Source organism: Sphingobium naphthae (genome assembly GCF_043589935.1).
Classification (GTDB): Bacteria; Pseudomonadota; Alphaproteobacteria; order Sphingomonadales; family Sphingomonadaceae; genus Sphingobium; species Sphingobium naphthae_A.
Genome location: NZ_CP171454.1, coordinates 2277141 through 2301959, shown reverse-complemented (window position 1 = coordinate 2301959; position 24819 = coordinate 2277141). Strand labels below are relative to the sequence as shown.

The window sequence follows — 24819 nt, the reverse complement described above, 5'->3', positions numbered from 1 at the left end:
CCTTATCTGCCTCTATGGCCGCCAAGGCAAGCGACCAGACGCCGGACCTGGGCGCGGGTGGCAGTGAAGGTGACGCCGGTGTGAATGATATGATCGGCGCGCGCCCGCTTTTCCGCGTCGGGCATCTGCAGCCGCAGGATCTGGCGGAATTTGCCGGGCGTCATGCCGGGGCGGGCGAGCACGCGCTTGCGCTGCTTCCAGGCGGGCGCGGTGACGACGATGACGCCGTCCAGCCGCCCGGCGCCGCCGGTTTCGAACAGCAGGGGAATGTCGAGCACAACGAAGGCGCGGGCGCGATGGCGGCGCAGGAAGCGCTGGCGTTCGGCACGGACGGCGGGGTGGACGATCGCTTCCAGCGCCTGGCGCGCGGGGGCATGGCCGAACACCGCCGCGCCCAGCTTCGCGCGATCGACCCCGGCTGGCCCGGTGACGCCGGGAAAGCGCGCCTCGATCGCGGGGAGCAGGCGGCCGCCGGGGCCCTGGAGCCGATGCACCTCGGCATCGGCATCGAACACCGGCACGCCTTCGCGGCGGAACATGGCCGCGACCGCCGACTTGCCCATGCCGATCGACCCCGTGAGGCCGTAGACCTTCATGGCTGGGCGGCGATCAGCCGCGCGCGCAGGTCCGCGTCCAGTTCGCGCGGGGCCTGCGCATCGAAGAAGATGTCGAAGGCGAGCGCCGCCTGCCCGATCAGCATTTCCAGCCCGTCGAGCGTCTTGAGGCCGCGCGCCCGGGCGGCCGTGAGCAGGCCGGTTTCGATCGGCGTATAGACGATGTCATAGACGGTCGCGCCGTCGGGCAGCGGCGCCAGGTCGAGGCTCAGCGCCGGCTGGCCGATCATGCCGAGCGAGGTCGAATTGACCAGCAGGTCGCAGGGCGGCAGCGGATCGGCCATGCCCAGCACCTGCCCCCTCGTCCCGGCGCGGTCGAGCAGCGCGCGCCCCTTTGCCGGATCGCGCGCCATGATGCTGATGTCCGCGACGCCGAGGCTGGAGAGCGCGAACAGGATTGCCCGCGCCGCGCCGCCCGACCCGATGATGACCGCGCGCCTGCCCTTCCAGTTGTCGCGCAGCAGCGGTTGGAGAAAGCCGCCCGCGTCGGTGTTGGTGCCGATCAGCGGGCCGCCGGTTTCCGACGCGATCGTGTTGATCGCGCCGATCCGGTCGCGCACGCCGCCGGGATCGTCGACGAAATCGAGCACCGCGACCTTGTGGGGAATGGTGACGTTGCAGCCGAGCCAGTCGGGATCGGCGCGCCGTTGCAGGAAATAGGCGGCCAGCCCGTCGGCGGTCACATGCGTCTTGCGATATTCCGCCTCTATATTCAGGGCGTCGAGCCAGAAATTATGGATCAGCGGCGACTGGCTGTGCGCGATCGGATCGCCGATGACTTCGGCATAGGGGAGCGTGTCGGTCATGCCGCCAGAACGCCGCGGGTGCGCAGAAAGTCAAGCAAAGGAAGCAGCGGCAGGCCCTGGATCGCGAACTGGCTGCCTTCGACGCGGCTGAACAACTGGGCGCCGGGCCCCTCGATCCGGTAGCAGCCCACGCACCAGCGGCATTCGTCCCAGTCGTCGTCCAGATAGGCGCGGATGAAATCGTCGGACAGCGGCCGCATGGTCATGCGCGCGCGTTCGACATGGCGCCAGACCGGCTCGCCATTGAGCACTATCACGGCGGCGCTGTGGAGATGATGCACCCGGCCCGAGAGCAGGCGCAGGATGCGTTCGGCGTCGGCGCGGTCGACCGCCTTGTCGATCATCTCGCCGCGCTCCGCGCCGTCGCCGACGCTGAGCGTCTGGTCGCAGCCCAGCACCAGCGCGCCAGGCACGCGCCGCGAAACCTTGAGCGCCTTGAGTTCCGCGAGCGCGTCGGCGAGCGCGCGTGCGTCGAGGCCGTCGGCGCGCAGCGCGTCCTTTGCCGCATCCTCGTCCACGCCGGGGGAGAGCGCTTCGAACGGGACATGGGCGGCGGTGAGCAGCGCGCGGCGGCTGGCGCTTTGCGAGGCAAGGACGATCATGCGCCGTCTCCTTCCGCCAGAACGCGGTCGTTGAAGAGATTGATGATGGCCGCGGCCGCTTCCTCGATCGAACGGCGCGTCATGTCGATCACCGGCCAGCCATTGTCGGCGAACAGGCGCCGGGCAAAGGCCAGTTCGTCCTGCACCTTGTCGATGTCAACATAGGCGGTTTCGGGCGCCTGGTTGAGCGACAGCAGCCGGTTGCGGCGGATCTGCACCAGCCGTTCGGGGCTGACGGTGAGGCCCACGACCATCGGGTGGCGCAGCGCATAGAGGCTGCGCGGCGGGGGCGATTCCGGCACGAGCGGGATGTTGGCGGTCTTGTAGCCGCGATTGGCGAGATAGATGGAGGTGGGCGTCTTGGACGCGCGCGACACGCCCGCCAGGACGATGTCGGCTTCCTCCCAATTTTCGTGGCCCACGCCATCATCATGGGCGATGGTGAACTGGATCGCTTCGATCCGGGCGAAATAGGCTTCGTCCAATATATGTTTGCGGCCAGGACGCGTGCGGGTTTCCTGCCCCAATATGTTGGATAGCGCGTCGGCCACGCTGTCGAGCGCGGCGACATGGGGCAGGCCGAGCGCGCGGCAGCGGGTTTCCAGCCGCCGCCGCAGCATGTGGTTGGTCAGGGTGAAGAGCACGAGGCCGGGATTGGCGGCGATGTCCTGCATGATCCGGTCGAGATGGACTTCCGATCGCACCATGGGCCAGAAATGGCGGATCGCCTCGACATTCTCGAACAGGCCGATCGCCGCCTTGGCGATATTCTCCAGCGTTTCGCCGGTGGAGTCGGACAGGAGATGAAGGTGAATGCGCGCCATGTGCCTTTCTGTGTGGAAGGGCTGTGGATAAAGCAAGGGAGGAATCCGTGGATGAAATCCGCGGCTTTTCCCCTCCCCACTGGCGGGACTCTTATCCACAGGCGCCCAACAGGCCTGCAAATTCCTCCACAGCCTGTGGATAATGGGGATAGCCGGACTGACTCGGGCGGGATCGCGTGGCCGGCGGGAGTCAATCTGTTGGCAAATGGGGGCACAGCGCATAAACCCCGCTGCCAATGCCCCAGCATCTGCATCATCCTTTTTGAATCTTAATCAAGTGAGAGTCTGATGAGCCCGAACGCCCCGGCGACGATCGCCGACAAGAAACTCCTGGGCGTGCTCAAGGGCGAGCGCCCGGCGGTGCCGCCGATGTGGCTGATGCGCCAGGCGGGCCGCTACCTGCCCGAATATCGCGCCTTGCGCGCGCAGAAGGGCGGGTTCCTGGAGCTGGTCTATGACAGCGCGGCGGCCGCCGAAGTGACGTTGCAGCCGCTGCGCCGCTTCGGATTCGACGGCGCGATCCTGTTTTCCGACATATTGATCGTGCCCTATGCGATGGGCCAGGACCTGTGGTTCGAGGCGGGCGAAGGGCCGCGCCTGGCCCCATTATTGGCGGACACCGACCTGTCAGCGCTGACGCCCGATTTCACCCGGTTCGAGGCGGTCTACGAAACGGTGCGGCAAGTGAAGGCGGCGCTCGACCCCGATGTCACCTTCCTCGGCTTTGCCGGCAGCCCCTGGACGATCGCCACCTATATGGTCGCGGGCCAGGGCAGCAAGGATCATGGCGCGGCGCGGCGCATGGCCTATGGCGAGACCGATCGCTTCGCGGCGCTGATCGACACGATCGTCGCGGCCACGGTCGACTATCTGTGCGGCCAGATCGAGGCGGGGGTGGAGGCGGTGCAGCTGTTCGATAGCTGGGCCGGCAGCCTGTCGCCGATCCAGTTCGAACGCTGGGTGATCGAGCCCAATCGCCGCATCGTCGCGGCGCTCAAGGCGCGCCATCCCGATATTCCGGTGATCGGCTTTCCCAAGGGCGCGGGGGCGAAGCTGGCCGACTATGCGGCGCGCACCGGCGTCGATGCGGTCGGCGTCGACGAAACGATCGACCCGCACTGGGCGCATGCGGCGCTGCCGGCGGGCATGCCGGTGCAGGGCAATCTCGACCCGCTGGCGCTGATCGCGGGCGGGCGCGCGGTGGAGGAAGCGGTCGACGCGATCCGCGCCGCCTTCGCCGACCGGCCGCATATCTTCAACCTGGGACATGGAATTTTGCCCGACACGCCCATTGCGCATGTCGAAGCACTGCTTAGCTATGTGCGAAAGCAGGGAGATCGCAGCTGATGGCCTATCTTGGCGCCGCCTATCCGTGGGTGAAGGCCGCTCATCTGATTTTCGTCATCTTCCTGATGGCGGGATTGTTCATGATGCCGCGCTTCTTCGTCTATCATCAGGAAACCGCGCCCGGTTCGCCCGAGGACCAGCGCTGGATCGAACGCGAAGGCCGGCTGCTTCGGATCATCCTCAATCCGTCGCTGATCCTGGTGTGGCTGCTGGGGCTGATGCTGATGGTGGAGACCGGCGCCTGGCATTTCGGCTGGTTCCACCTGAAACTGCTCTTCGTCCTGGGCCTGTCGGGCTATCATGGCTGGATCGCGGGCTATACCAGGAAGCTGGCCCGCGGGCAGCGGCCGATGAGCGACCGACAGCTGCGCCTGATGAACGAGATACCGGGCATTGCGGCAGCGGTGATCGTGATCGCGGTGATCGTGAAGCCCTTCTGACAGCGAGCATAGCCGATGCGTCATCCCCACTTCTGGTTCGGACCCAAGCGCGTGGGATGGGGCTATAGTCCACGCACATGGGAGGGATGGGCGGTGATCGGCCTGTTCATCGTTGCCTGCATCCTGCTCAAGCGATTCGGCTGAGGTCAGGCGGGATCGACCGCGATATTGTCGATGAGCCGCGTCGTGCCGAGTTTCGCCGCGCCCAGCAGCCGCGCGGGACGATCGAGGACAGGGATCGGCTCCAGCGTCGCGGCATCGCACAAGGTCACATAGTCGATCGGCCCGAAGCCGTGGCCGGCCAGCGTCGCCACCGCTTGGGCCAGCGCGGCGTCGACCGGTTCGCCGCGCTCCATCTGCCGCTTCGCTTCGCCCAGGGCACGAGGCAGGGCGAGCGCGGCCTTGCGCTCATCGGCGGACAGATAGGCGTTGCGCGAGGAGAGAGCGAGGCCATCCTCGGCCCGCTGGGTCGGCATGCCGATGATGTCGATCGGCAGGTCGAGATCGGCGACGAAGCGGCGGATGACGGCGAGCTGCTGATAATCCTTCTCGCCGAAGATGGCGACATCGGGCCTGACCTGGTTGAACAGCTTGGTGACGACCGTCGCCACGCCGTCGAAATGGCCCGGCCGCGCCGCGCCGTCCAGGCCTTCGCTGATCCCCGACACGCTGATGGTGGTGGCAAAGCCCGCGGGATACATGACGTCCACGCTGGGCGCCCAGAGCAGAGCGACGCCGGCCGCCTGGAGCAGCTGCGCGTCCTTCGCCTCGCGCCGCGGATAGGCGTCGAGATCCTCATTGGGGCCGAATTGCCGCGGATTGACGAAGATCGAGACGACGACATGGCGGCCATGGCGCTTGGCCTCGTCGACCAGCGCCATATGCCCGTCATGCAGCGCGCCCATGGTGGGGACCAGGGCAATGGGCTTGCCATCACGGCGCAGGGCGTCGATGGCGGCGCGGAGGGCGGGCAGGTCACGCAGCGTTTGCACGGGAGGATGGGCTCCGATAAGGGCGAGGAATATCGCGCGTCCTCGCTAGGCCGGCGCCGGCGCGAGCGTCAATAATCATTGCGACAGTCAACGGGGTTATCAGGGGCAATGGGCAATCCTCAGCCGCATCTCATCATTTTCGCCAATGAGAAGGGGGGGACGGGCAAGTCCACAACGGCCGTCCACACGGCGATCGCGCTGAGCGCGCTGGGCCATGATGTCGGCATGATCGACCTCGATCCGCGGCAGCGGACCGTCACCCGCTATATGGAAAATCGCGTCGAAACCGCGCGTCGCCGCGGCATCGAGCTGCCGGTGCCGGACTTTGCGGTCTTCACCGGCGACAGCATCGACGCATTGGACGACCAGGTGATCCAGATGGCGCAGGGCAAGGATTTCCTGGTGGTCGACACGCCCGGCCGCGACGATGTCTTCGCCCGGCATCTGGCGCCCCACGCCAATACGCTGGTGACGCCGATGAACGACAGTTTCGTCGATTTCGACCTGATCGGCCAGGTCGATCCCGAAACATTCAAGGTGCGGCGCTTGTCCTTCTATTCCGAGCTGATCTTCGACGCGCGCAAGACGCGGGCCAAGGTGGACGGCGTCGCCATCGACTGGGTGGTGCTGCGCAACCGCGTCCAGCATCATGACGCGCGCAACAAGAAAAGGGTGGGCGACGCCCTGATGGAATTGTCGCGCCGGGTCGGTTTTCGGGTCATTCCCGGATTGTCGGAGCGCGTGATCTTCCGCGAACTCTTTCCGTCGGGCCTGACCCTGCTGGACAAGGGGCATCTGGGCGAACTGGGGGTCAGTCATATCGCCGCGCGGCAGGAATTGCGCGAGATGGTGGCGGGCTTTGCCCTGCCGACGCAGGATGGGACGGCGTCGGTGGACCTGCTCGGCGCGGCCTGATGGGCGTGCTGGCGCTGCTGATCGCGGCCGTCGCGATCTGGCTGATCTGGTCGGGCAAGCTGCGACGCATGACCGCCAAGGACGGCATGGCGCTGGGCGCGGCGCTGGTGGGCGCGGTGCTGGCGGCCAAGGGCAAGCCGGTGATCGGCGCGCCGCTGCTGATCAGCGCGGTGCTGTTCTTCGCGCAGCAGGGCCAGGCGCGCGCGCGGCCACGCAGGCGCGCCATGCCCCCCGCCGCGGCGCAGGACCAGGGCGATGTCGCGCGGGCGCGCGCTCTGCTGGGACTGGGGCCCGACGCTGACGCCGCCGCGATCCGCGCCGCGCATCGCCGGCTGATCGCGTCGGTTCACCCCGACAAGGGCGGGACAGAGGCGCTGGCGGCGCAGATCAACGCGGCGCGTGACCTGTTGCTGCAGGAACGCAAGCGGCGGTGAGCCATGGTTTCGACCCGGTATTGCTGCGCGACTATGATCTGCGCGGTACGGTGGGGCGGACGCTGCATCGCGCCGACGCCTGGGCGCTGGGCCGCAGCTTCGGCACGATCATCGCGCGAACGGGCGGTCGGCGCGTGGTGGTGGGCTATGACGGGCGGCTGAGTTCCCCGATGCTGGAAGCCGCGCTGGTCGAGGGGCTGGTCGCGACCGGCATCGATGTCGTGCGCATCGGCCTGGGGCCGACGCCCATGCTATATCATGCCGAAATGACGGGCGATGTGGATGGCGGCATTCAGATAACCGGCAGCCATAACCCCGCCGATCAGAATGGCTTCAAGCTGGTGAAGGGCCATGCCCCCTTTTTCGGGGCGGACATCCAGCGACTGGGCGCGCTGGCGGCGGCGGGCGACTGGGAGGCCGGCGCGGGCCGCGTCGAGACGCGCGCGGTGCTGGACGCCTATGTCGCGCGGCTGGCGCAGGGGTTCGATGGTCCGGCGTGCCGCATCGGATGGGATGCGGGCAATGGCGCGGCCGGGCCGGCGGTGGAGCGCCTGGTCCAGCTGCTCCCGGGTGAGCATCACCTGCTCTTCACCGATATAGACGGCCATTTTCCCCATCATCATCCCGATCCTTCGCAGGACGCCAATCTGGCCGATCTGCGCGCCACGGTCCTGGCGAAGCGGCTCGATTTCGGAGTGGCTTTCGATGGCGACGGCGACCGGATCGGCGTGATCGACGGGCAGGGGCGCGCGATCGCCGGCGACCAGCTGCTCGGCATCCTGGCCGAACCCGTGCTGCGCGACCGGCCTGGCGCGCCGATCGTCGCGGATGTGAAGACCAGCCAGAGCGTGTTCGACGCGATCGCGGCGCGGGGCGGACGGCCCGACATGTGGAAGAGCGGGCACAGCCATATCAAGTCCAGAATGAAGCAGATTGGCAGTCCGCTGGGCGGGGAGACGACCGGCCATTTGTTCTTCGCCGACGATTATCCTGGCTATGATGACGGGCTTTACGCGGCGGTGCGCCTGGTCCGCGCGGTAGGGACGCTGGGGCGGAGCGTCACCGCGATGGTCGATGGTCTGCCGGCCAGCATCATCACGCCGGAATGGCGCATCCCGGTCCCCGAAGCGCGCAAGTTCGCGGTGGTGGACGAGGTGCGCGCGCGGCTGGAAGCGGCGGGCGCGGACATCAGCCTGATCGACGGGGTGCGCGTGCGCGCTCCGCGGGGATGGTGGCTGCTGCGCGCGTCGAACACCGAGGCGGCGCTGGTGGCGCGGGTGGAAGCAGCCGACGAATCGGCGCTGGCGGCGCTGATCGCGATTCTCGATTCGCAGTTGGCGGAATCGGGCGTCCGCCGCGCCTGAGGGCGCGGAAGCGCCTTTCGCCATGGCCGGATGGCGGCCGGAATCGATTTTCTTGTGCAACTTTCCCTTACGGAAAGGAGAAGGCGGTGGCACGGTTGCAGAAAACGCAACCGTCGATCATCCATTCGCATTTGCGGCAGGACGTGCTGCATCGCAAAAGGATCGGGCCTTTCAGGCATCCTCTCCTAAAAACTTCAAGGCCGCCTTTCAGGGCGGCTTTTTTTTGCCTTCGTTCCAAGGCCGCGTCGGCTGGCCGCCGTAGCGTCCGCATCCCCGCCGCCCGCACCGGGGCCCGCAAAAGTGCGGTAAACGGCGGGCTAGGCACTGGAAATTCATGGCGTCTTTGGTAAGTCGCCAGCGTCATGAGCCCGGTTCGCGCGTTGCAGGCAGCGTCCGTCCGGACGGAAGAAGAGTCGCCAACAGCAGAGGATGCACCCCATGTCTTTGACCCGCCGTCTATCCTGGTCCCTTCTTGCGACGGCCGCGCTGGCCGCGCCGGTTCCCGCGCTTGCCGGCGGCTTCTACCTGCAGGAACAGTCGCCGATCGAGATCGGTCGCGCTTTGTCCGGCGGCGCGGCGGCTGGCGATGATCCATCCACCATCTATTTCAACCCGGCGGCGATGACGCAGCTGCAGGGCGTGCAGCTGTCCGCTGGCGCATCCGCGCTGATGGCGTCGGCGCACCAGACCAACCGCGGCAGCTATCGCTCCATTCCGGGGTCGACCGCGACCGTGCCGGTGGGCGGCAGCGACGGCGGCAATCCGTTCGAAAGCGTCATCCCGGTTCCCAGCTTCTATGCGAGCGCGCAGGTGACCGACAAGCTGTGGCTGGGCCTGGGCGTCAATGCACCCTTCGGCCTGAAGCTGGAATATGAGGATGATTTCTTCGGCCGGTATGATTCGCTCTACACCGACCTCAAGACCTATAATATCCAGCCTTCCGCCGCCTATAAGCTGACCGACAATCTGTCGATCGGCGGCGGCGTGGACGTGCAATATGTCAAGGCGACGCTGACCAACGCGCTGCCGCAGGTGTCGCCGCTGGTCCCGACCGACGGCTTCACCAGCCTGAAGGGCGACGACTGGTCGGTGGGCTGGAATGCGGGCCTGTTCTACACCACGGGCGACACCAATTTCGGCGTTCATTATCGGTCGGGCATCAGCCACAAGCTGCAGGGCACGCAGATCATCTCGGGCCTGGCCGCGCCGCTGACCGCCGCCAATGGCGAATTCGCCGCGACCGCACCGCTCAACCTGCCTGACATCGTCACTGTCAGCATGATGCATCGCCTGACGCCGCAGCTGCGCGCGATGATCACCGGCAAATGGTATAACTGGTCGAAGTTCAAGGGCATCGAAGTCACCTCCGCGACCGGCACGACCAACAAGGAACTGGACTATCGCGACAGCTATTCGGTCAGCGTCGGCGGCGAATATGACGTCAGCCCCGCGTTGACGCTGCGCGCGGGCACGATGTTCGACCGCACGCCGACCAACCCGCAATATCTGACCACCCGCGTGCCCGATGGCGACCGCGTGTGGCTGACCGGCGGCGCGACCTGGAACATGTCGGAGATGATGGCGCTCAACCTCAGCTACGCGCACACCTTCGTCGAGAAGGCGAACATCATCCGCCCCGACAGCTATTTCCCGGCGCCCGCGACGGTCACCGCGACCACTCTGGCGCAGACCAGCGGCAATGCCGACCAGGTCGCCGCGTCGCTGACCGTGCGCTTCTGAAGCCCAGCCGACGCGCAGGACATGCGTCGGCGGTTTCAACCCGCCGCCTGAATGACTATAGGGGCTTCGTAACCACGGAGCCCCTTTTTCATGTCCGACCATAATCCCGGCCTGCGTCCCTGGCGCGACATTGCCCGCCGCCAATGCCGGCAGATCATGGTCGGCCATGTGCCCGTAGGCGGAGACGCGCCGGTCAGCGTCCAGACGATGACCAACACGCCCACTCATGACGTGCGCGCGACGATCGACCAGATTCGCCGCTGCGAGGAGGTGGGCGTCGACATCATCCGCGTGTCCTGCCCCGACGAGGCGTCGACCGCGGCGCTCAAGCAGATCGTCCGCGCCGCGCGCGTGCCGATCGTTGCCGACATCCATTTCCACTATAAGCGCGCGCTGGAAGCGGCGGATGCGGGCGCGGCCTGCCTGCGCATCAATCCGGGCAATATCGGCAGCGAGGCCCGGGTCAAGGAAGTGGTGGACGCGGCCAAGGCCAATGGCTGTTCGATCCGCATCGGCGTCAATGCCGGCAGCCTGGAAAAGGACCTGCTGGAAAAATATGGCGAGCCTTGTCCCGAAGCGCTGGTCGAAAGCGCGCTCGACCATATCAAGCTTCTCCAGGATCAGGATTTTCACGAATATAAGGTGGCGGTGAAGGCGAGCGACGTCTTCCTGGCCGTGGCCGCCTATATGCAGTTGGCCGAGGCGGTCGACTGCCCCCTGCACTTGGGGATTACCGAGGCCGGCGGCCTCATTGGCGGGACGGTGAAGAGCGCGATCGGCATCGGCAACCTTCTGTGGGCGGGCATCGGCGACACGATCCGCGTGTCGCTGTCGGCCGAGCCCGAGGAGGAAGTGCGCGTCGGCTATGAGATATTGAAGTCGCTCGGCATCCGCACGCGGGGGGTGAAGGTCATTTCCTGCCCCAGCTGCGCGCGCCAGGGCTTCGACGTCATCCGCACCGTGCAGGCGCTGGAGGAAAGGCTGCAGCATATTCACACGCCGCTGTCGCTGTCGGTGCTGGGCTGCGTCGTCAACGGCCCCGGCGAAGCGCGCGAGACCGACATCGGCCTGACCGGCGGGGGCGCGGGCAAGCATATGGTCTATCTGTCGGGCGTGACCGATCATGTGATCCAGGACGCCGACATGGTCGATCATATCGTCCGGCTGGTCGAGGCCAAGGCGGCCGAGATCGAAGCCGCCAAGCTGGAGGCGGAGAGCATCGACGCGGGCAAGGTCGCGGCGGCGGAGTAGGCTGCAAGCGACGATGAGCGCCTCGCCCCGCGCTGCCGCGATCCCTTTTGCCGTCTGTTGCCTGGGCGTCGCGCTGTTTTCCGTGATGGATGCGGCGATGAAGGGGCTGGGGCTGGCGATCGGTCTCTACAACGCCCTGTTCTGGCGCGCGGTGGCGGGGACGCTGCTGGGCCTTGCGCTGATGCTGGCGACGCGGCAGCGCTGGCCGGCGCGGGCGGTGCTGCGCATCCATCTGCTGCGCGGCGTGGTGGTCGCCTTCATGGCGGCGCTGTTCTTCTGGGCGATCCTGCGCCTGCCGCTGGCCGAAGCGATCGCCCTGTCCTTCATCGCGCCCCTGATCGCGCTCTATCTGGCGGCCTGGCTGCTCAAGGAGACGGTGGGCGGTCGCGCGATCGGCGCGTCGCTGCTGGGGCTGGTGGGCGTCGCGGTGATACTGTCGGGCCGGTTGCAGGGCCGCTATGAGCCCGACGCGCTGCTGGGGGCGCTGGCGGTGATGGGATCGGCCGTCCTCTTCGCCTGGAACCTCATCATCCAGCGGCGCCAGGCGCAGCTCGCCTCCCCGATCGAGGTCGCCTTCTTCCAGCATCTGGTCATGCTGGGCGTGTTCGCGCTGGCCGCGCCCGTCTGGGCCATCGTGCCGCCGGCGGGCGCGGTTCCGCTGGTGCTGCTGGCCGCGGCGCTGGCCTTCACCTCGCTCGCGGCGCTGGCCTGGGCCTATGCCCGCGCCGAGGCGCAGCGCCTGATCCCGGTGGAATATAGCGCCTTCGTCTGGGCGGCGATCATCGGCTGGCTGGCCTTTGGCGAGCCGTTGACGCTGACGACCGTGGCGGGCGCCTTGCTGATCATCGCCGCCTGCCTTATCGCCGCCCGTTCGAAGCGGGCGCAGATCGCCCATGTGGAGGCGGGCACGGCATGAGCGACATCATCATTCGCGCGGCGCAGGCCGACGATATCGGCACGATCCACGCCTTCATCCTGGCGCTGGCCGACTATGAGCGGCTGGCGCATGAGGTGAAGGCGGATCGTGAGACGTTGGCCCGTTACCTGTTCGGGGAGCGCCCGATGGCCGAGGTGCTGATTGCCAAGGCCGATGGCACGGCGGTGGGTTTTGCCCTGTTCTTCCACAATTTCTCGACCTTCGAAGGGCGGCCGGGCCTGTATCTGGAGGATCTGTTCGTGCTGCCGGAAGCGCGCGGGCTGGGCGCGGGCAAGGCGCTGCTGTCGCGCCTCGCTGCGCTGGCGATCGAGCGGGACTGCGCGCGCCTGGAATGGTCGGTGCTGGACTGGAACGAACCCTCCATCGCCTTCTACCGCGCGCTGGGCGCCCGGCCGATGGACGAGTGGACGGTGCAGCGGGTCGACGGGCAGGCGCTGGTCCGGCTGGCGGGGCGCTGAGGCGCGTTTTCCGATTGCGGACGGCCTGCGGCTGAGGGGCGCGGGCTTGACGCGGACTCCCCGCTCGGCGCATTGTGCCGGAACGGAACATTTGGGGGACACAGACAGGACATGGCCGTCGGCCGCACCGTCAAACGCACGCCGGAATGGCGCGAGATGCTCAAGCGCAGCCTCATCCGCAGCGGCGCGCTGATCGGCGCGATCGCGCTGATGCTGGGGACGTTGTTCCTGGCGCTGGCGCTGCTCAGCTATGCGCCGAGCGACCCGTCGATGAACACCGTGGCGGGCGACCATGTCGCCAACATCATGGCCGCGCCCGGTGCCTGGGCCGCCGATTTCCTGCTCTGGCTGCTGGGCGTGCCGGTAGCGCTGATCCTGCCGCTGATGGCGATCACCGCGCGCCGGCTGTGGGGCGACCAGGACATGAACGGGTGGAAGGCGCAGTTCGGCAAATGCCTGGTCGGCATCATCCTGGTCGGCATCGCGCTCGCCCTGTTCCAGACCGATCCGCTGGTCGGCCTGCCGGCCGGCTGGGGCGGGGTGATCGGCCTGGTCACCGCCAAGGGCATCGCCAGCCTGGCGGCGCAGGCGCCGGCCGCCGCGCCGTGGATCAAGGGGGTGCTGATCATCGTCGCGCTGATCGCCGGGCTTTTCACCTGCTGTCGCAGCCTGGCGCTGGAAAAGCCGGTCATCGCGCTGCGCCGCCCCGCGCTGCCGCGGCTGAGCCTGCCCCGGCCGAACCTTTCGCTGGCGGGCGGCACGGCTGCCGACCCCATGCCGCAGGACGAGGAGAGCGAGGAACGCGTCATCGCGCCGCGCAAGCAGGTATCGAACGAGCCCAAGCCGCCGATCACGATCCAGGCGCCCAAGCCCGCTCCGGTGCAGCGCAGCATGGCGCCGGTCAGCCAGGATGACCTGTTCGGCAACAGTTCGCTGCCCTCGCCCGACCTGCTAAACCCCGTGCCGGCCAATCAGGGCGGCAAGATCGACAAGGCGGCGCTGGAGCGCAATGCCCGGCTGCTCGAATCCGTGCTCGACGACTTTCATGTGAAGGGCAACATCACCGAAGTGCGCCCCGGCCCGGTCGTCACCATGTATGAGCTGGAGCCGGCGCCCGGCATCAAGGCGAGCCGCGTCATCGCGCTGGCCGACGATATCGCGCGCAACATGTCGGCGCTGTCGGCGCGTGTCGCGACCATTCCGGGCCGCACCGTCATCGGCATCGAACTGCCCAACGCCAATCGCGAGGGCGTGTCGTTCCGCGAGCTCATCACCAGCGAGCAGTTCGCGCAGGAAGCGACGCTGCCGATCATCCTGGGCAAGAATATCTCGGGCGAGCCGATCATCGCCGACCTGGCGCCGATGCCGCACTTGCTGATCGCGGGCACGACCGGGTCGGGCAAGTCGGTGGGGTTGAACGCGATGATCCTGTCGCTGCTCTATCGCATGACGCCCGATCAGCTGCGGCTCATCATGATCGATCCCAAGATGCTGGAATTGTCGACCTATGACGATATTCCGCATCTCCTCTCCCCGGTCGTGACCGAGCCCGCCAAGGCGATCCGCGCGCTCAAATGGGCGGTGGAGCAGATGGAGGATCGCTATCGCATGATGGCTTCCATCTCCGTGCGCAACCTCGCCAACTACAATGAGAAGGTGCGCGCGGCAAAGGCCAAGGGCAAGCCGCTCGGCCGGCGCGTCCAGACCGGCTATGATCCCGAAACGGGCAAGCCCATCTATGAGGAGGAGCAGCTTGATTTCCAGCCGCTGCCGCAGATCGTGGTGGTGGTCGACGAGCTGGCCGACCTCATGATGACGGCGGGCAAGGAAGTCGAATTCCTGATCCAGCGGCTGGCGCAAAAGGCGCGCGCGGCGGGCATCCACCTCATTCTGGCGACGCAGCGCCCGTCGGTCGACGTCATCACCGGCGTCATCAAGGCGAACCTGCCGACGCGCATCAGCTTCTTCGTGACGTCGAAGATCGACAGCCGCACCATCCTGGGCGAACAGGGCGCCGAGCAGCTGCTGGGCAAGGGCGACATGCTCTACATGCATGGCGGCAAGGGGCTGACCCGCGTCCATGGCCCGTTCGTGTCGGACGACGAGGTGCGCATGGTCGCCGACCATTGGCGCGCGCAGGGCCAGCCCGACTATATCTCCGCCGTCACCGAGGAGCCGGAGGAAGGCAGTTTCGCGCTCGACGGCGTGGACCTGGGCGACGACAGCCCGGACGCGCAGCTGTTCCGCAAGGCGTGCCAGCTGGTGTTCGAGAATCAGAAGGCATCGACCAGTTGGCTGCAGCGCCAGTTGCGGGTGGGCTATAATTCGGCGGCGCGCCTGATCGAGCGGATGGAGGAAGAGGGCCTTGTCGGCCCGCCCAACCATGTCGGCCGCCGCGAAGTGCTGCGCGACGAGAATGGCAATCCGATCTGAACCGTGACGATTGCACGACGCGCAACCATCGTCGCGCACATCGCATTTGCTCCAATGGACCGGTTGGGACATAGAGGACGGGCCTTTCAGGCATCCTCTCCTAAAAACTTCCAGGGCTGGTCTTCGGACCGGCCCTTTTTTTGTCGCCACGCCGGACGGGTGCGGGAGCGGGCAGAGGGGATGACGAGGCCGAAGGGATTTCCTTGCATTTTCGGAACGAGCGGGTTCACAGCGGGTTCAAGCCCGGCCTTCTAGGCCACAAAGCCATAGGAACGAACCGGAGATAGACGCCATGAAGCGCATCGTTGCGCCCCTTATGCTTGTCCTTGCCGCTGCGCCGCTGGTCGTGCCGACCGTGCCGGCCGCCGCGCAGCAGGGCCAGTCCGACCTGTCGCGGGTTAATGCCTACATCCGCGCGGTCACCACCATGACCGCCGATTTCAGCCAGACCGACCGCAACGGCCAGACGCTGACCGGGAAGCTGACGCTCAAGCAGCCGGGCAAGATCCGGTTCCAATATCAGAAGGGCGTGCCGTTGCTGATCGTGGGCGACGGCAAGGCGCTGACGCTGATCGATTATGAAGTGCGGCAGGTGCAGCGCTGGCCGATCGGCAATTCGCCGCTGGGCGCGCTGATCGATCCCAGCAAGGATCTGTCGAAATTCGGGAAAGTGATCCCGACCGATGATCCGTCGATCCTGTCGGTGCAGGCGCGCGATCCCAAGCGGCCGGAATTCGGCACCATCATCATGATCTTCAAGCGCGACGCCGCGAGTCCCGCGGGGTTGCAGCTTTATGGCTGGGTGGCGCTCGATTCGCAGAACAACCGCACGGCGGTGCGGCTCTCCAACCAGCGCTATGGCGTGCCGGTGGAGGATTCCGCCTTCCGCTGGACCGATCCGCGGCCGCGCGGCCGGTCGGCCGGCGGCTGACCGGAGCGCGGATTGCGACGGATGGAAAAACTTTCCGCGCCGTTCATCTGCCGCTCATATCCGCAGCGCTAATCAGGAACTCACGGCGGGAGGCAAAACCGGGATTTCCCCCCTGTTACCCGGTCCCCAGCTTTCGCCGCGAAGCGCTTCAAGGGCGCGATCGAGACCCCCGTTCCACGCCCCCGGAGCGGGGGTCTTACATTGTCCGCCGCTCGCGCGCCTTCTCCTGTGCGCCCTCCCCCGCGCGCCTGCGCTTGCGCAACCCGGCGCGCGCTTTTAGGGCGTTTCCATGGCTCGAACCCTCTCCATCTGCTCCTGGAACATCAACAGCGTCCGCGCGCGGATCGACATCGTCGAACAATTGCTGCGGCAGGAAGCGCCCGACATATTGTGTCTGCAGGAAACCAAGGTGGTGAACGAGACCTTCCCCACCGAGATGTTCCGGCGCATGGGCTATGTCCACCAGGTGCTGAACGGGCAGCGCATGCATCATGGCGTCGCGATCATGAGCAAGGTGCCGATCCATGAGGACGACCGGCTGGACTGGCAGGCCAATGGCGAGGCGCGCCATGTCGGCGTGCGGCTGGACAATGGAGTGCGGATCGAAAATGTCTATGTGCCCGCGGGCGGGGACGTGCCCGATCGCAGCGTGAACCCCAAATTCGGCCAGAAGCTCGATTTTCTGGAACGGATGATCCAGTGGTCGTCGGCGCTGGAGGACAAGCCCACCATCCTGACCGGCGATTTCAACATCGCGCCGCTGGAATGCGACGTGTGGAGCCACCGGCAACTGCTGGACGTGGTCAGCCATACCCCGGTCGAATGCGAGATATTGGCGCGGCTGCAGGCGTCGAACGACTGGGTCGACATCGGCCGCCATTTCCACCCCGCGCCTGCGCGGCTCTATACCTGGTGGAGCTATCGCGCCAAGGATTGGGCGGCGTCGGACCGGGGCCGGCGCCTCGACCATATGTGGATGACCCGCGACGTCGCGGCGAAGGCGGTCGGCCATCGCGTGATCGAGCCGGCGCGCAGCTGGATCAAGCCGTCGGACCATATCCCGATCATCACGGATTTCGCCTTCTGATGGCGGGCAGTCTGGCCCGCAACGCCGCGCGCGCGATCGACGCGCTGCGCCGGGGCTGGGCGGTGCGCCTGGTCGCGGACGATGGCGCGATCCGGCTGATGGCGATCGAGGGAGCGGACGCGGTTACGCTGGCGGGGTTTGATCCCGACAGCGAAGCCGACATATTGATTTCCGCCGCGCGCGCCGAGACGCTGAAGCTCGCCAACCAGCTGGCGGCGGCCGACCCCGAATTGCCGGTGCTGATCGAGCGGACGCCCTGGATCGACGCCGATGTCGCGACCAGCATCGCCGACCCGGTGCTGGACCTGGCCTCGCCGCTCAAGGGTCCCTTTCGCGCCCGGCCGATCGCCAGCCCGCAGGCTGCCAAGGCGGCGCTGCGGCTGGCGCGGCTGGCCGGCATCCTGCCCGCCTATTTCGTGGCGAGCGGCGATGGCGACGCTGAAGCGGAGGTGCGCGCCGCTGACATCGCCGCCTATGACGACGCCATCCACCTGGCGATCGCAACGCGCGCGCGGCTGCCGGTGTCGGCGAGCGAGACTGCCGAGATCGTCGCCTTTCGCAGCCCGGACGAGCCGCGCGAGCATGTCGCGCTGATCCTGGGCAAGCGGGACGCCTCTCCGCCGGTCATCCGGCTGCACAGCGAATGCCTGACCGGGGACGTGCTGGGCAGCCTGAAATGCGATTGCGGGCCGCAATTGCATGAGGCGTTGCACAGGATCGCGGATGCGCCCTGGGGCATTCTCCTCTATCTGCGGCAGGAAGGGCGAGGCATCGGCCTGGTCAACAAGCTGCGCGCCTATGCGATGCAGGACCAGGGGTTCGACACGGTCGACGCCAATGTGCGGCTGGGCTTCGCCATCGATGCGCGCGACTTTTCGGTCGCGGCGCGGATGCTGGACCTGCTGAACGTGGGCACGGTGCGGCTGCTGACCAACAATCCCAACAAGGTCGTGGGGCTGGAGGCGGCCGGGATCAAGGTGGCCGAGCGTCTGCCGATCATCCTGCCGGCCAATCCGCATAATGAACGCTATCTGGCCACCAAGCGGGACCGGACCGGCCACCAGCTATGAGCATCGTGCGGGTCGATTGCGCCGCCGGGCGGCTGACCTTCGGCGACCTGGCGATGGACTGCACGATCGGGCGAGGCGGCGCCTGCGCGGCGACCGACAAGCGGGAGGGCGATGGCTGCACGCCCATCGGGACCTGGCCGATCCGCGGCGTCCTGCTGCGGCCGGGCAAGGTCGACGCGGCCGGCATCCGTCTGCCCTGGCGCTGGGTGCGGGCGGGCGAGGGATGGTCGGACGATGGCGCCGACCCCGCCTATAACCGCCCAGTGAGGCTGCCCCGCGCCTTTTCGGCGGAAAGCCTGATCCGCGGCGACGACGCCTATGACGTGATCGTGGTGCTGGGCCATAATGACGCGCCGCCGGTGGCAGGGCGGGGGAGCGCGATCTTTTTCCATGTGTCGGAAGGCCGGCCCACCGCCGGCTGCGTGGCGGTGGAGCGGGAGGACATGCTGCGCCTGCTGCCGCTGCTGGCCTCGGGCGATGCGATGGAAATCATTTAGGCTTCGGGCTCGCCTTCGAGGCGCCGCTCCATTGCGCGCCAGCGGCCGTCGAGTCGTTGCCGAACGATATGAAGAGCCTTCAGCCGATCGGCGGCATCCTTTTCGTCAACGGTCAGTCGCTCTTCGACCACCCGGTCAGGCCGCATGTCAATCATGCTGAAATGTGCGTACCAGCGGCCCTTGTGATCGACGCTGATGGCCGCTGAGCCATGACACAACATGGTGCGTAGGGGCGCAAATTCGGTCCATTCAGCCAACGCCGCCGCAACGCCCTTGCCTTCTTGCGCGAACGGTCCGCCTGGGCCGACAGCTTTTGCAAGAGCGCAGAAGCGCTGGCCGACCGGATGCGGTAGCAGGATTTCGGCTCCCCGCCCCGGAACGGCCGCAAGGCGGAGGAGAGCATTGCTGACGACCCTTTCTCCGCACGCATATTCTTCTATGAAGCGGCCGCGCCAGCCGTTCGCCTGATGCCAGATGTCGGGCCAGTCGAGAGGATTGACAGGAAGCGGAGCGAGCATTGCGGTCACGTCTGACGCGTAACATCAGAACGTTGCCAACCCCTTATCGGCCAAAGCGATCCTAGGCCCGCTCCAGCGCTTCACCCACTTCGCCGCCGGCTGCCTCCAGCAGGCGGCGCTCCAGCGTCTGCAGCCGCGCCTTGCTCTCGATCTTTCCGCCGATCAGATCGGTGATGTAGAAGGTGTCGACCGCGCGCTCGCCATAGGTGGCGACATGGGCGCTGTGGACGGTGACCTTCGACTGGAACAGCGCATTGGCGAGGCTGAACAGCAGCGCCGGCCGGTCGCGGGCATTGACTTCAATCACCGTGAAGCGGTTCGAGGCCTTGTTGTCGATCAGCACATTGGGTTCGATGCGGAAGGCTTCGGCCCGGGTGCGGGGCAGGGGGCGCGCCGACAATTTGGTGATGAGGCGATGTCGGTTCGAGAGCGAATCCTCGATCGCGCCGCGAATGCGCTTCAGCTGTTCGGGGCTGTGGAAAGCGCCGCCGAGCGGGTCCTGCACCAGGAAATTGTCGATGGCGACGCCATCGCGCGTGGTGTGGATGCGCGCGTCGATGATGTTGCCGCCGGCCAGATGGATGGCGCCCGCCACCCGGTAGAAAAGGCCGGGATGGTCGGTTGCATAGACGGTGACCAGGGTCGCGCCGCGCTGCGGATAATATTGCGCCGCGATCGACAAGGGGGAGTCGCCCGCTTCCAGCATATGCTGGGCATTGTGGATCAGGATGTCCTCAGGCTCGGCGATCCAGTAGGATTCGGGCAAGCGGCTGCTGAACGCGTCGAACGTCGCTTCATCCATCCCAAGCGCGTCGCGCAGCGCATCCTGCTTGGCGGTGACGCGCTCGCTGCGGCCCTTCTGCTTGTGGCCGAGGCGCAACAGTTCCTCCGCCGATTCGTAGAGATCGCCGAGCAACTGGCGCTTCCAGCTGTTCCAGACGCCCGGCCCCACCGCGCGGATGTCGACCACGGTCAGGCACAGCAGCAGGCGCAACCGCTCCGGGCTTTGCACCACTTCGACGAAATCGAGAATGGTCTTGTAGTCGGCCAGGTCGCGCTTGAAGGCGGTGGCCGACATCAGCAGATGATAGCGCACCAGCCAGGCGACGGTTTCGGTCTCCGCAGCGGTCAGGCCCAGGCCCGGGCAGAGCGTGTCGGCGATCTGCGCGCCCAATATGCTGTGGTCGCCGCCGCGCCCCTTGGCGATGTCGTGCAGCAGCACCGCGACATAGAGGACGCGGCGCGAGAGCAATTTGCCCATCAGATCGGTGGCGAGCGGATGGTCGGTGCCAAGCTCCCCCTTTTCGATGCGGGCGAGCAGGCCGACGGCGCGGATCGTATGTTCGTCGACCGTATAATGATGATACATGTCGAACTGCATCTGCGCGACGACGCGGCGGAAGTCGGGGATGAAGCGGCCGAACACGGTGGATTCGTTCATCCAGCGCAGCACCGTTTCGGGATCGCGCGGGGATGTCAGCACATCCATGAAGAAGGCGTTGGCGCGCGCGTCGCGGCGGACCTTGTTGGTGATGAGGCCAGCGTCGCGGCTGGCCGCACGCATGGCGCTGGGGTGGATCTGAAGCCCGTGCTTGTCCGCCAGCGCGAAAATCTCCAGCAGCCGCACCGGGTCTTCCTGAAAGAAATCGTCGCTCGGCAAGCTGAGCCGGCCGCGGTCGAGCACGAAACCTTCCAGCTTCTTGGGCCGGCGGAACAGGCTGGGGATATAGCGCCGCCCCTTGGGGCCGAGCTGGTCGTCCAGATGTGCGAGGAAAACGGCGGTGAGGTCGCCCACCGTTTTGGCGTTCAGGAAATAATAGCGCATGAAGCGCTCCACCCCCGAACGGCCGGCGCGGCCGGTGAAATGCATGCGGGTCGCGGTTTCGAGCTGAAGGTCGAAGGTCAGCCGATCCTCGGCGCGGCCGGTGATGCTGTGCAGGTGGCAGCGCACCGCCCAGAGGAAATCCTCCGCCTTCTGGAACTGGCGCAGCTCCGCCTGGGTCAGAAGGCCGACATCGACCAGTTCCGCGACGGAGCGGACGCGGTTCACATATTTGCCGATCCAGAAGAGGGTGTGGAGGTCGCGCAGGCCGCCCTTGCCCTCCTTCACATTGGGTTCGACGACATAGCGACTGTCGCCCATGCGCCGGTGCCGCTCGTCGCGCTCCTCCAGCTTTTCGGTGACGAAAGCGCGGGCATTGCCCTGCATCACTTCGGCGTCGAACCGGGCCGAGCTTTCCTCGTACAAGGCGCGGTCGCCCCAGATGTAGCGCGCTTCCAGCAAGGCGGTGCGCACCGTGAGGTCGCTTTTGGCCATGCGGATCGTTTCGTCGATCGACCGGCTGCTATGGCCGACCTTCAGACCCAGGTCCCACAGCGAATAGAGCATGGATTCGATCACCTGCTCGGTCCAGCCGGTGGGCTTCCAGGGCGTGATGAAGCCGATGTCGACATCGCTGTGCGGCGCCATTTCGCCCCGGCCATAGCCGCCTACGGCGATCAGCGCGATCCGTTCCCCCGTGCTGCGGTTGCTGGCGGGGTAGAGATGATGGGTGGTGGCGTCGTAGAGCAGGCGCAGGATCTGGTCGATAAGGAAGGCGAAGGCGCTCACCGCCTCGCGCCCGCGGGTCGGCCGCGCCTCCAGCCGGCGCGCGACGTCAGCGCGGCCATGATCGAGCGCGTCCTTCAGTTCCTGCACGATCAGCCCGCGCAGCCGCATGGGATCGCCCCGATGCTCCTGCGCCAGGGCGTTGATCCGGTCGGATACGGCGCGCCGGTCGATGATCGCGCGCCGCGACCCCAGGGCAGGAAACTGCATGACCATGCTGCGCTATCTAGTCGGGGCGCGGCTGCGCGGCCAGTTGTTTCAGCCGATATATGTGATCGAGCGCATCGCGCGGCGACAGGGCATCGGCGTCGATCGCTTCGATCGCGTCGCGCAGTGGGTCGCTCGCCTCTTCCTCCTGCGCGGCGACGGCGGCGAAGAGGGGCAGATCGTCCAGGCCAGCGGCAATGCCGCCGGTCTTCGCCTTGCCTGCCTCCAGCCGGGCGAGCACGTCCTTCGCGCGCTTGAGCACCGCGGGCGGCAGGCCGGCAAGCCGGGCGACGGCAAGACCATAGCTGCGATCGGCCGGCCCTTCCGCCAGTTCGTGCAGCAGGATGAGGTCGCCCTTCCATTCGCGCGCGCGGACATGATGGAGCGACAGGGCCGAGAGCGTTTCGGCGAGGCGCGTCAGTTCATGATAATGGGTGGCGAAGAGGCAGCGGCAGCGATTGACCTCATGCACCGCCTCCACCACCGCCCAGGCCAGCGCAAGCCCGTCATAGGTGGACGTGCCGCGCCCGACTTCGTCCAGGATCACGAAGCTGCGCTCGGTTGCCTGCGCGAGGATGGCGGCGGTTTCGACCATTTCGACCATGAAGGTGGAGCGGCCCCTGGCAAGGTTATCGGATGCGCCGACGCGGCTGAACAGCCGGTCCACCAGGGTCAGCGTGGCCGATTGGGCAGGGACATAGCCGCCCGCCTGCGCGAGGATCACGATCAGCGCATTTTGCCGCAGGAAGGTGGATTTGCCGCCCATATTGGGTCCGGTGACGAGCCACAGCCGGTCGCTGTGGCTCAGGCGGCAGTCATTGGCGACGAAGGGCTGGCCCTCGCGCCGCAACGCATCCTCCACCACGGGATGGCGGCCGCCGACGATGTCGAGGCACTGGCCCGCCCCGTCGGCCGGCACGAAATGAGGCCGCCGCCAGCCGCCTTCGGCCGCACGTTCGGCGAGCGCCGCCGCGACGTCGAGCCGGGCGAGCGCATCGGCGGCGCGGGCAATGTCGGCCTTGCGGTCGAGGACGGCGGTGATCAGCTCCTCCAGATGCGCGGCTTCGGCCACCAGCGCATGCGCGCCGGCCTGGGCGACGCGCCCGGCTTCCTCATGCAGGTCGATCGAGTTGAAGCGCACCACGCCGGCCAGCGTCTGGCGATGCGTGAAGCCGCTGTCGGGCGCCATCAGCGCGTCGGCGGCGCGGGCGGGCACTTCGACATGATAGCCAAGCACGCCATTGTGCCGGATCTTGAGCGCGCCGATGCCGGTCTGGTCGCGATATTTCGCCTCCAGCGCGGCGATGGCGCGGCGGCCGTCACCCGCCATGCGGCGCAGTTCGTCCAGCGCGGGATCATAGCCATCGGCGATATAGCCGCCATTGGCGGTTTCAGTCGGCGGGGCGGGGACCAGCGCGCGGGACAGCGCGTCGACCAGTTCGCCATGGCCGTCGAGCGCGGGAAGCAGCTGTTGCAGCAGCGGCGGCATGTCGGCCAGGCGGGCAAGCCGCTCGCGCAGCAGCCGCGCTTCGCCCAGGCCATCGCGCAATTGGCCGAGATCGCGCGGGCTGCCCCGGCCGACAGCGACGCGGCTGAGCGCGCGTCTGATGTCGGGCAAGGCGCGCAGCGCGGCGCGCAGCTGGTCGCGCAGGCCCGCATCGTCATGGAACAGCTGGACGAGGCCCAGCCGCGACTCGATCGCGGGCAGGTCCATCAGCGGGGCGGACAGGTCCTGCCCCAGCAGCCGCGCGCCCGCGCCCGTGACCGTCCGGTCGATCGCGCCGAGCAGGCTGCCCGCGCGCGTGCCGCCGGTGGTGGCGACGATTTCCAGGCTCTCCCGCGTCGCCGCGTCGATCGCGACATGCGCGCCGCTCGTCTTGCGCAGCGGCGGCGCGAGGAAGGGCAATGTCCCCTTGCCCGCATGGTCGAGATAGGCGACGAGCCCGCCCATGGCGGCGAGTTCGGCGCGGCCGAACTGGCCGAAGCCGTCCAGCGACGCGACCCCGAACAGGCGCTGGAGCGCGTCCTGCGCGCGGCTGCTGGAGAAGGCGGCGCGATCAAAGGGGTGGGCGCCCGCGACGTCGAGCGGCGATCCGTCGGCCACCACGGTTTCGCTGGGCCGCAGCCGCGCCAGTTCGGCGGGCAGATCGGCCAGCGGGCATGTCAGCGTTTCGAAACGGCCAGTGGAGATATCGGCGGCGGCGATGCCGACTTCGCCCGATTCCTCGCCCCCGACGTGCGCTAGCGCCACCAGCATATTGTCGCGCCGCGCGTCGAGCAGCGTTTCTTCGGTCAGCGTGCCGGCGGTGACGTAGCGGACGATGTCGCGCGCCACGAGCGTCTTGCCCCCGCGCGCCTTGGCCTGCGCGGGCGTTTCGGTCTGTTCGGCGATGGCGACGCGGTGGCCGCCCTTGATGAGGCGCGCGAGATAGGCTTCGGCGCTGTGCACGGGAACGCCGCACATCGGAATGGGCGCGCCATCATGTTCGCCGCGGCTGGTGAGCGCGATGTCGAGCGTCGCCGCGGCCAATTTGGCGTCGTCGAAGAAGAGTTCGAAAAAATCGCCCATCCGGTAGAAGAGCAGGCAATCGCGCGCCTGGGCCTTGAGCGCCAGATATTGCGCCATCATCGGCGTGGGCTGGGCAGTCGGCTGGGCGCTGGTGTCGCTGGATTTCGCCATGTCGCCAGCCGATAGCCCGAACACCGCACCGAAACCAGAGCTTCGCCCGGCGGCAGGAAAATTG

At 67.2% G+C, this 24819-nt stretch carries 23 protein-coding genes; 15 read left to right on the top strand and 8 right to left on the bottom strand.

Features of this window, described 5'->3' with window-relative positions:
• Nucleotides 1-2: 2 nt before the first annotated feature.
• Genes coaE through ACGGKE_RS11390 form a run of 4 tightly spaced genes read right to left on the bottom strand, consistent with a single transcriptional unit; the run spans nucleotide 3 to nucleotide 2846 of the window.
• A complete protein-coding gene (gene coaE, locus ACGGKE_RS11405; protein ID WP_394437951.1) occupies nucleotides 3-596 on the bottom strand; it encodes a dephospho-CoA kinase in 594 nt (197 codons plus the stop codon).
• Complete coding sequence (aroE, locus tag ACGGKE_RS11400) at nucleotides 593-1420, bottom strand: shikimate dehydrogenase (protein ID WP_394437949.1); 828 nt, start codon at nucleotides 1418-1420, stop codon at nucleotides 593-595. The genes coaE and aroE overlap by 4 nt, the downstream gene beginning before the upstream one ends.
• The gene (locus ACGGKE_RS11395; RefSeq protein WP_394437947.1) at nucleotides 1417-2022 is read right to left on the bottom strand and encodes a Maf family protein; all 606 of its coding nucleotides are present in this window, start codon (nucleotides 2020-2022) and stop codon (nucleotides 1417-1419) included. Before ACGGKE_RS11395 ends, aroE begins: the two co-directional genes overlap by 4 nt.
• A complete protein-coding gene (locus ACGGKE_RS11390; RefSeq protein ID WP_394437945.1) occupies nucleotides 2019-2846 on the bottom strand; it encodes a pyruvate, water dikinase regulatory protein in 828 nt (275 codons plus the stop codon). The genes ACGGKE_RS11395 and ACGGKE_RS11390 overlap by 4 nt, the downstream gene beginning before the upstream one ends.
• Before the next feature lie 288 nt (nucleotides 2847-3134).
• On the opposite strand from ACGGKE_RS11390, the gene hemE reads away from it, so the two are divergent.
• The 3 genes from hemE to ACGGKE_RS11375 are packed head-to-tail and all read left to right on the top strand — an operon-like array spanning nucleotide 3135 to nucleotide 4777.
• On the top strand, nucleotides 3135-4193 hold the full coding sequence (gene hemE, locus ACGGKE_RS11385; RefSeq protein WP_394437943.1) for a uroporphyrinogen decarboxylase: 1059 nt from the start codon (nucleotides 3135-3137) through the stop codon (nucleotides 4191-4193).
• Nucleotides 4193-4633, top strand: coding sequence for a CopD family protein (locus ACGGKE_RS11380; protein WP_394437941.1), 441 nt, complete (start codon nucleotides 4193-4195; stop codon nucleotides 4631-4633). Before hemE ends, ACGGKE_RS11380 begins: the two co-directional genes overlap by 1 nt.
• A gap of 15 nt (nucleotides 4634-4648) precedes the next feature.
• Complete coding sequence (locus ACGGKE_RS11375; RefSeq protein WP_394437938.1) at nucleotides 4649-4777, top strand: hypothetical protein; 129 nt, start codon at nucleotides 4649-4651, stop codon at nucleotides 4775-4777.
• A 2-nt stretch (nucleotides 4778-4779) separates the two neighbouring features.
• Here the strand turns inward: ACGGKE_RS11375 and panC are convergent, their stop codons facing one another.
• On the bottom strand, nucleotides 4780-5625 hold the full coding sequence (panC, locus tag ACGGKE_RS11370; RefSeq protein WP_394437936.1) for a pantoate--beta-alanine ligase: 846 nt from the start codon (nucleotides 5623-5625) through the stop codon (nucleotides 4780-4782).
• A 108-nt stretch (nucleotides 5626-5733) separates the two neighbouring features.
• On the opposite strand from panC, the gene ACGGKE_RS11365 reads away from it, so the two are divergent.
• The 12 genes from ACGGKE_RS11365 (at nucleotide 5734) to ACGGKE_RS11310 (ending at nucleotide 18742) form a co-directional block, all read left to right on the top strand.
• On the top strand, nucleotides 5734-6540 hold the full coding sequence (locus ACGGKE_RS11365) for a division plane positioning ATPase MipZ (RefSeq protein ID WP_394437934.1): 807 nt from the start codon (nucleotides 5734-5736) through the stop codon (nucleotides 6538-6540).
• Nucleotides 6540-6974, top strand: a complete 435-nt coding sequence (locus ACGGKE_RS11360) for a DnaJ domain-containing protein (protein ID WP_394437932.1) — start codon at nucleotides 6540-6542, stop codon at nucleotides 6972-6974. The genes ACGGKE_RS11365 and ACGGKE_RS11360 overlap by 1 nt, the downstream gene beginning before the upstream one ends.
• Entirely contained in the window at nucleotides 6971-8338 is a 1368-nt protein-coding gene (pgmG, locus tag ACGGKE_RS11355) for a phosphoglucomutase/phosphomannomutase PgmG (protein WP_394437930.1), read from the top strand. Before ACGGKE_RS11360 ends, pgmG begins: the two co-directional genes overlap by 4 nt.
• 438 nt (nucleotides 8339-8776) lie before the next feature.
• Entirely contained in the window at nucleotides 8777-10078 is a 1302-nt protein-coding gene (locus tag ACGGKE_RS11350; protein WP_394437928.1) for an OmpP1/FadL family transporter, read from the top strand.
• A 90-nt stretch (nucleotides 10079-10168) separates the two neighbouring features.
• Nucleotides 10169-11329 (top strand): flavodoxin-dependent (E)-4-hydroxy-3-methylbut-2-enyl-diphosphate synthase, encoded by a 1161-nt coding sequence (gene ispG / locus ACGGKE_RS11345; protein WP_228167211.1) that lies wholly within the window; start codon nucleotides 10169-10171, stop codon nucleotides 11327-11329.
• Nucleotides 11330-11342: 13 nt separating this feature from the next.
• A complete protein-coding gene (locus ACGGKE_RS11340; RefSeq protein ID WP_394437925.1) occupies nucleotides 11343-12245 on the top strand; it encodes a DMT family transporter in 903 nt (300 codons plus the stop codon).
• Complete coding sequence (locus ACGGKE_RS11335) at nucleotides 12242-12724, top strand: GNAT family N-acetyltransferase (RefSeq protein ID WP_394437923.1); 483 nt, start codon at nucleotides 12242-12244, stop codon at nucleotides 12722-12724. Before ACGGKE_RS11340 ends, ACGGKE_RS11335 begins: the two co-directional genes overlap by 4 nt.
• A gap of 111 nt (nucleotides 12725-12835) precedes the next feature.
• Nucleotides 12836-15157, top strand: coding sequence for a DNA translocase FtsK (locus ACGGKE_RS11330; protein WP_394437921.1), 2322 nt, complete (start codon nucleotides 12836-12838; stop codon nucleotides 15155-15157).
• A gap of 292 nt (nucleotides 15158-15449) precedes the next feature.
• Complete coding sequence (locus ACGGKE_RS11325) at nucleotides 15450-16088, top strand: outer membrane lipoprotein carrier protein LolA (RefSeq protein WP_394437919.1); 639 nt, start codon at nucleotides 15450-15452, stop codon at nucleotides 16086-16088.
• A 289-nt stretch (nucleotides 16089-16377) separates the two neighbouring features.
• On the top strand, nucleotides 16378-17175 hold the full coding sequence (locus tag ACGGKE_RS11320; protein ID WP_394437917.1) for an exodeoxyribonuclease III: 798 nt from the start codon (nucleotides 16378-16380) through the stop codon (nucleotides 17173-17175).
• Nucleotides 17175-18245 (top strand): GTP cyclohydrolase II, encoded by a 1071-nt coding sequence (ribA, locus tag ACGGKE_RS11315; protein WP_394437915.1) that lies wholly within the window; start codon nucleotides 17175-17177, stop codon nucleotides 18243-18245. The genes ACGGKE_RS11320 and ribA overlap by 1 nt, the downstream gene beginning before the upstream one ends.
• Nucleotides 18242-18742, top strand: a complete 501-nt coding sequence (locus ACGGKE_RS11310) for a L,D-transpeptidase (RefSeq protein ID WP_394437913.1) — start codon at nucleotides 18242-18244, stop codon at nucleotides 18740-18742. Before ribA ends, ACGGKE_RS11310 begins: the two co-directional genes overlap by 4 nt.
• Here ACGGKE_RS11310 and ACGGKE_RS11305 read toward each other — a convergent pair.
• The 3 genes from ACGGKE_RS11305 to mutS are packed head-to-tail and all read right to left on the bottom strand — an operon-like array spanning nucleotide 18739 to nucleotide 24755.
• Nucleotides 18739-19269 carry a hypothetical protein gene (locus ACGGKE_RS11305; protein ID WP_394437911.1) on the bottom strand — a complete coding sequence of 177 codons (531 nt, stop codon included), beginning with the start codon at nucleotides 19267-19269 and terminating at the stop codon, nucleotides 18739-18741. The genes ACGGKE_RS11310 and ACGGKE_RS11305 overlap by 4 nt on opposite strands.
• A 52-nt stretch (nucleotides 19270-19321) precedes the next feature.
• Nucleotides 19322-22084 (bottom strand): [protein-PII] uridylyltransferase, encoded by a 2763-nt coding sequence (locus tag ACGGKE_RS11300; RefSeq protein ID WP_394437909.1) that lies wholly within the window; start codon nucleotides 22082-22084, stop codon nucleotides 19322-19324.
• Between the two features lie 10 nt (nucleotides 22085-22094).
• Nucleotides 22095-24755 (bottom strand): DNA mismatch repair protein MutS, encoded by a 2661-nt coding sequence (gene mutS / locus ACGGKE_RS11295; RefSeq protein ID WP_394437907.1) that lies wholly within the window; start codon nucleotides 24753-24755, stop codon nucleotides 22095-22097.
• Between the last annotated feature and the right edge of the window lie 64 nt (nucleotides 24756-24819).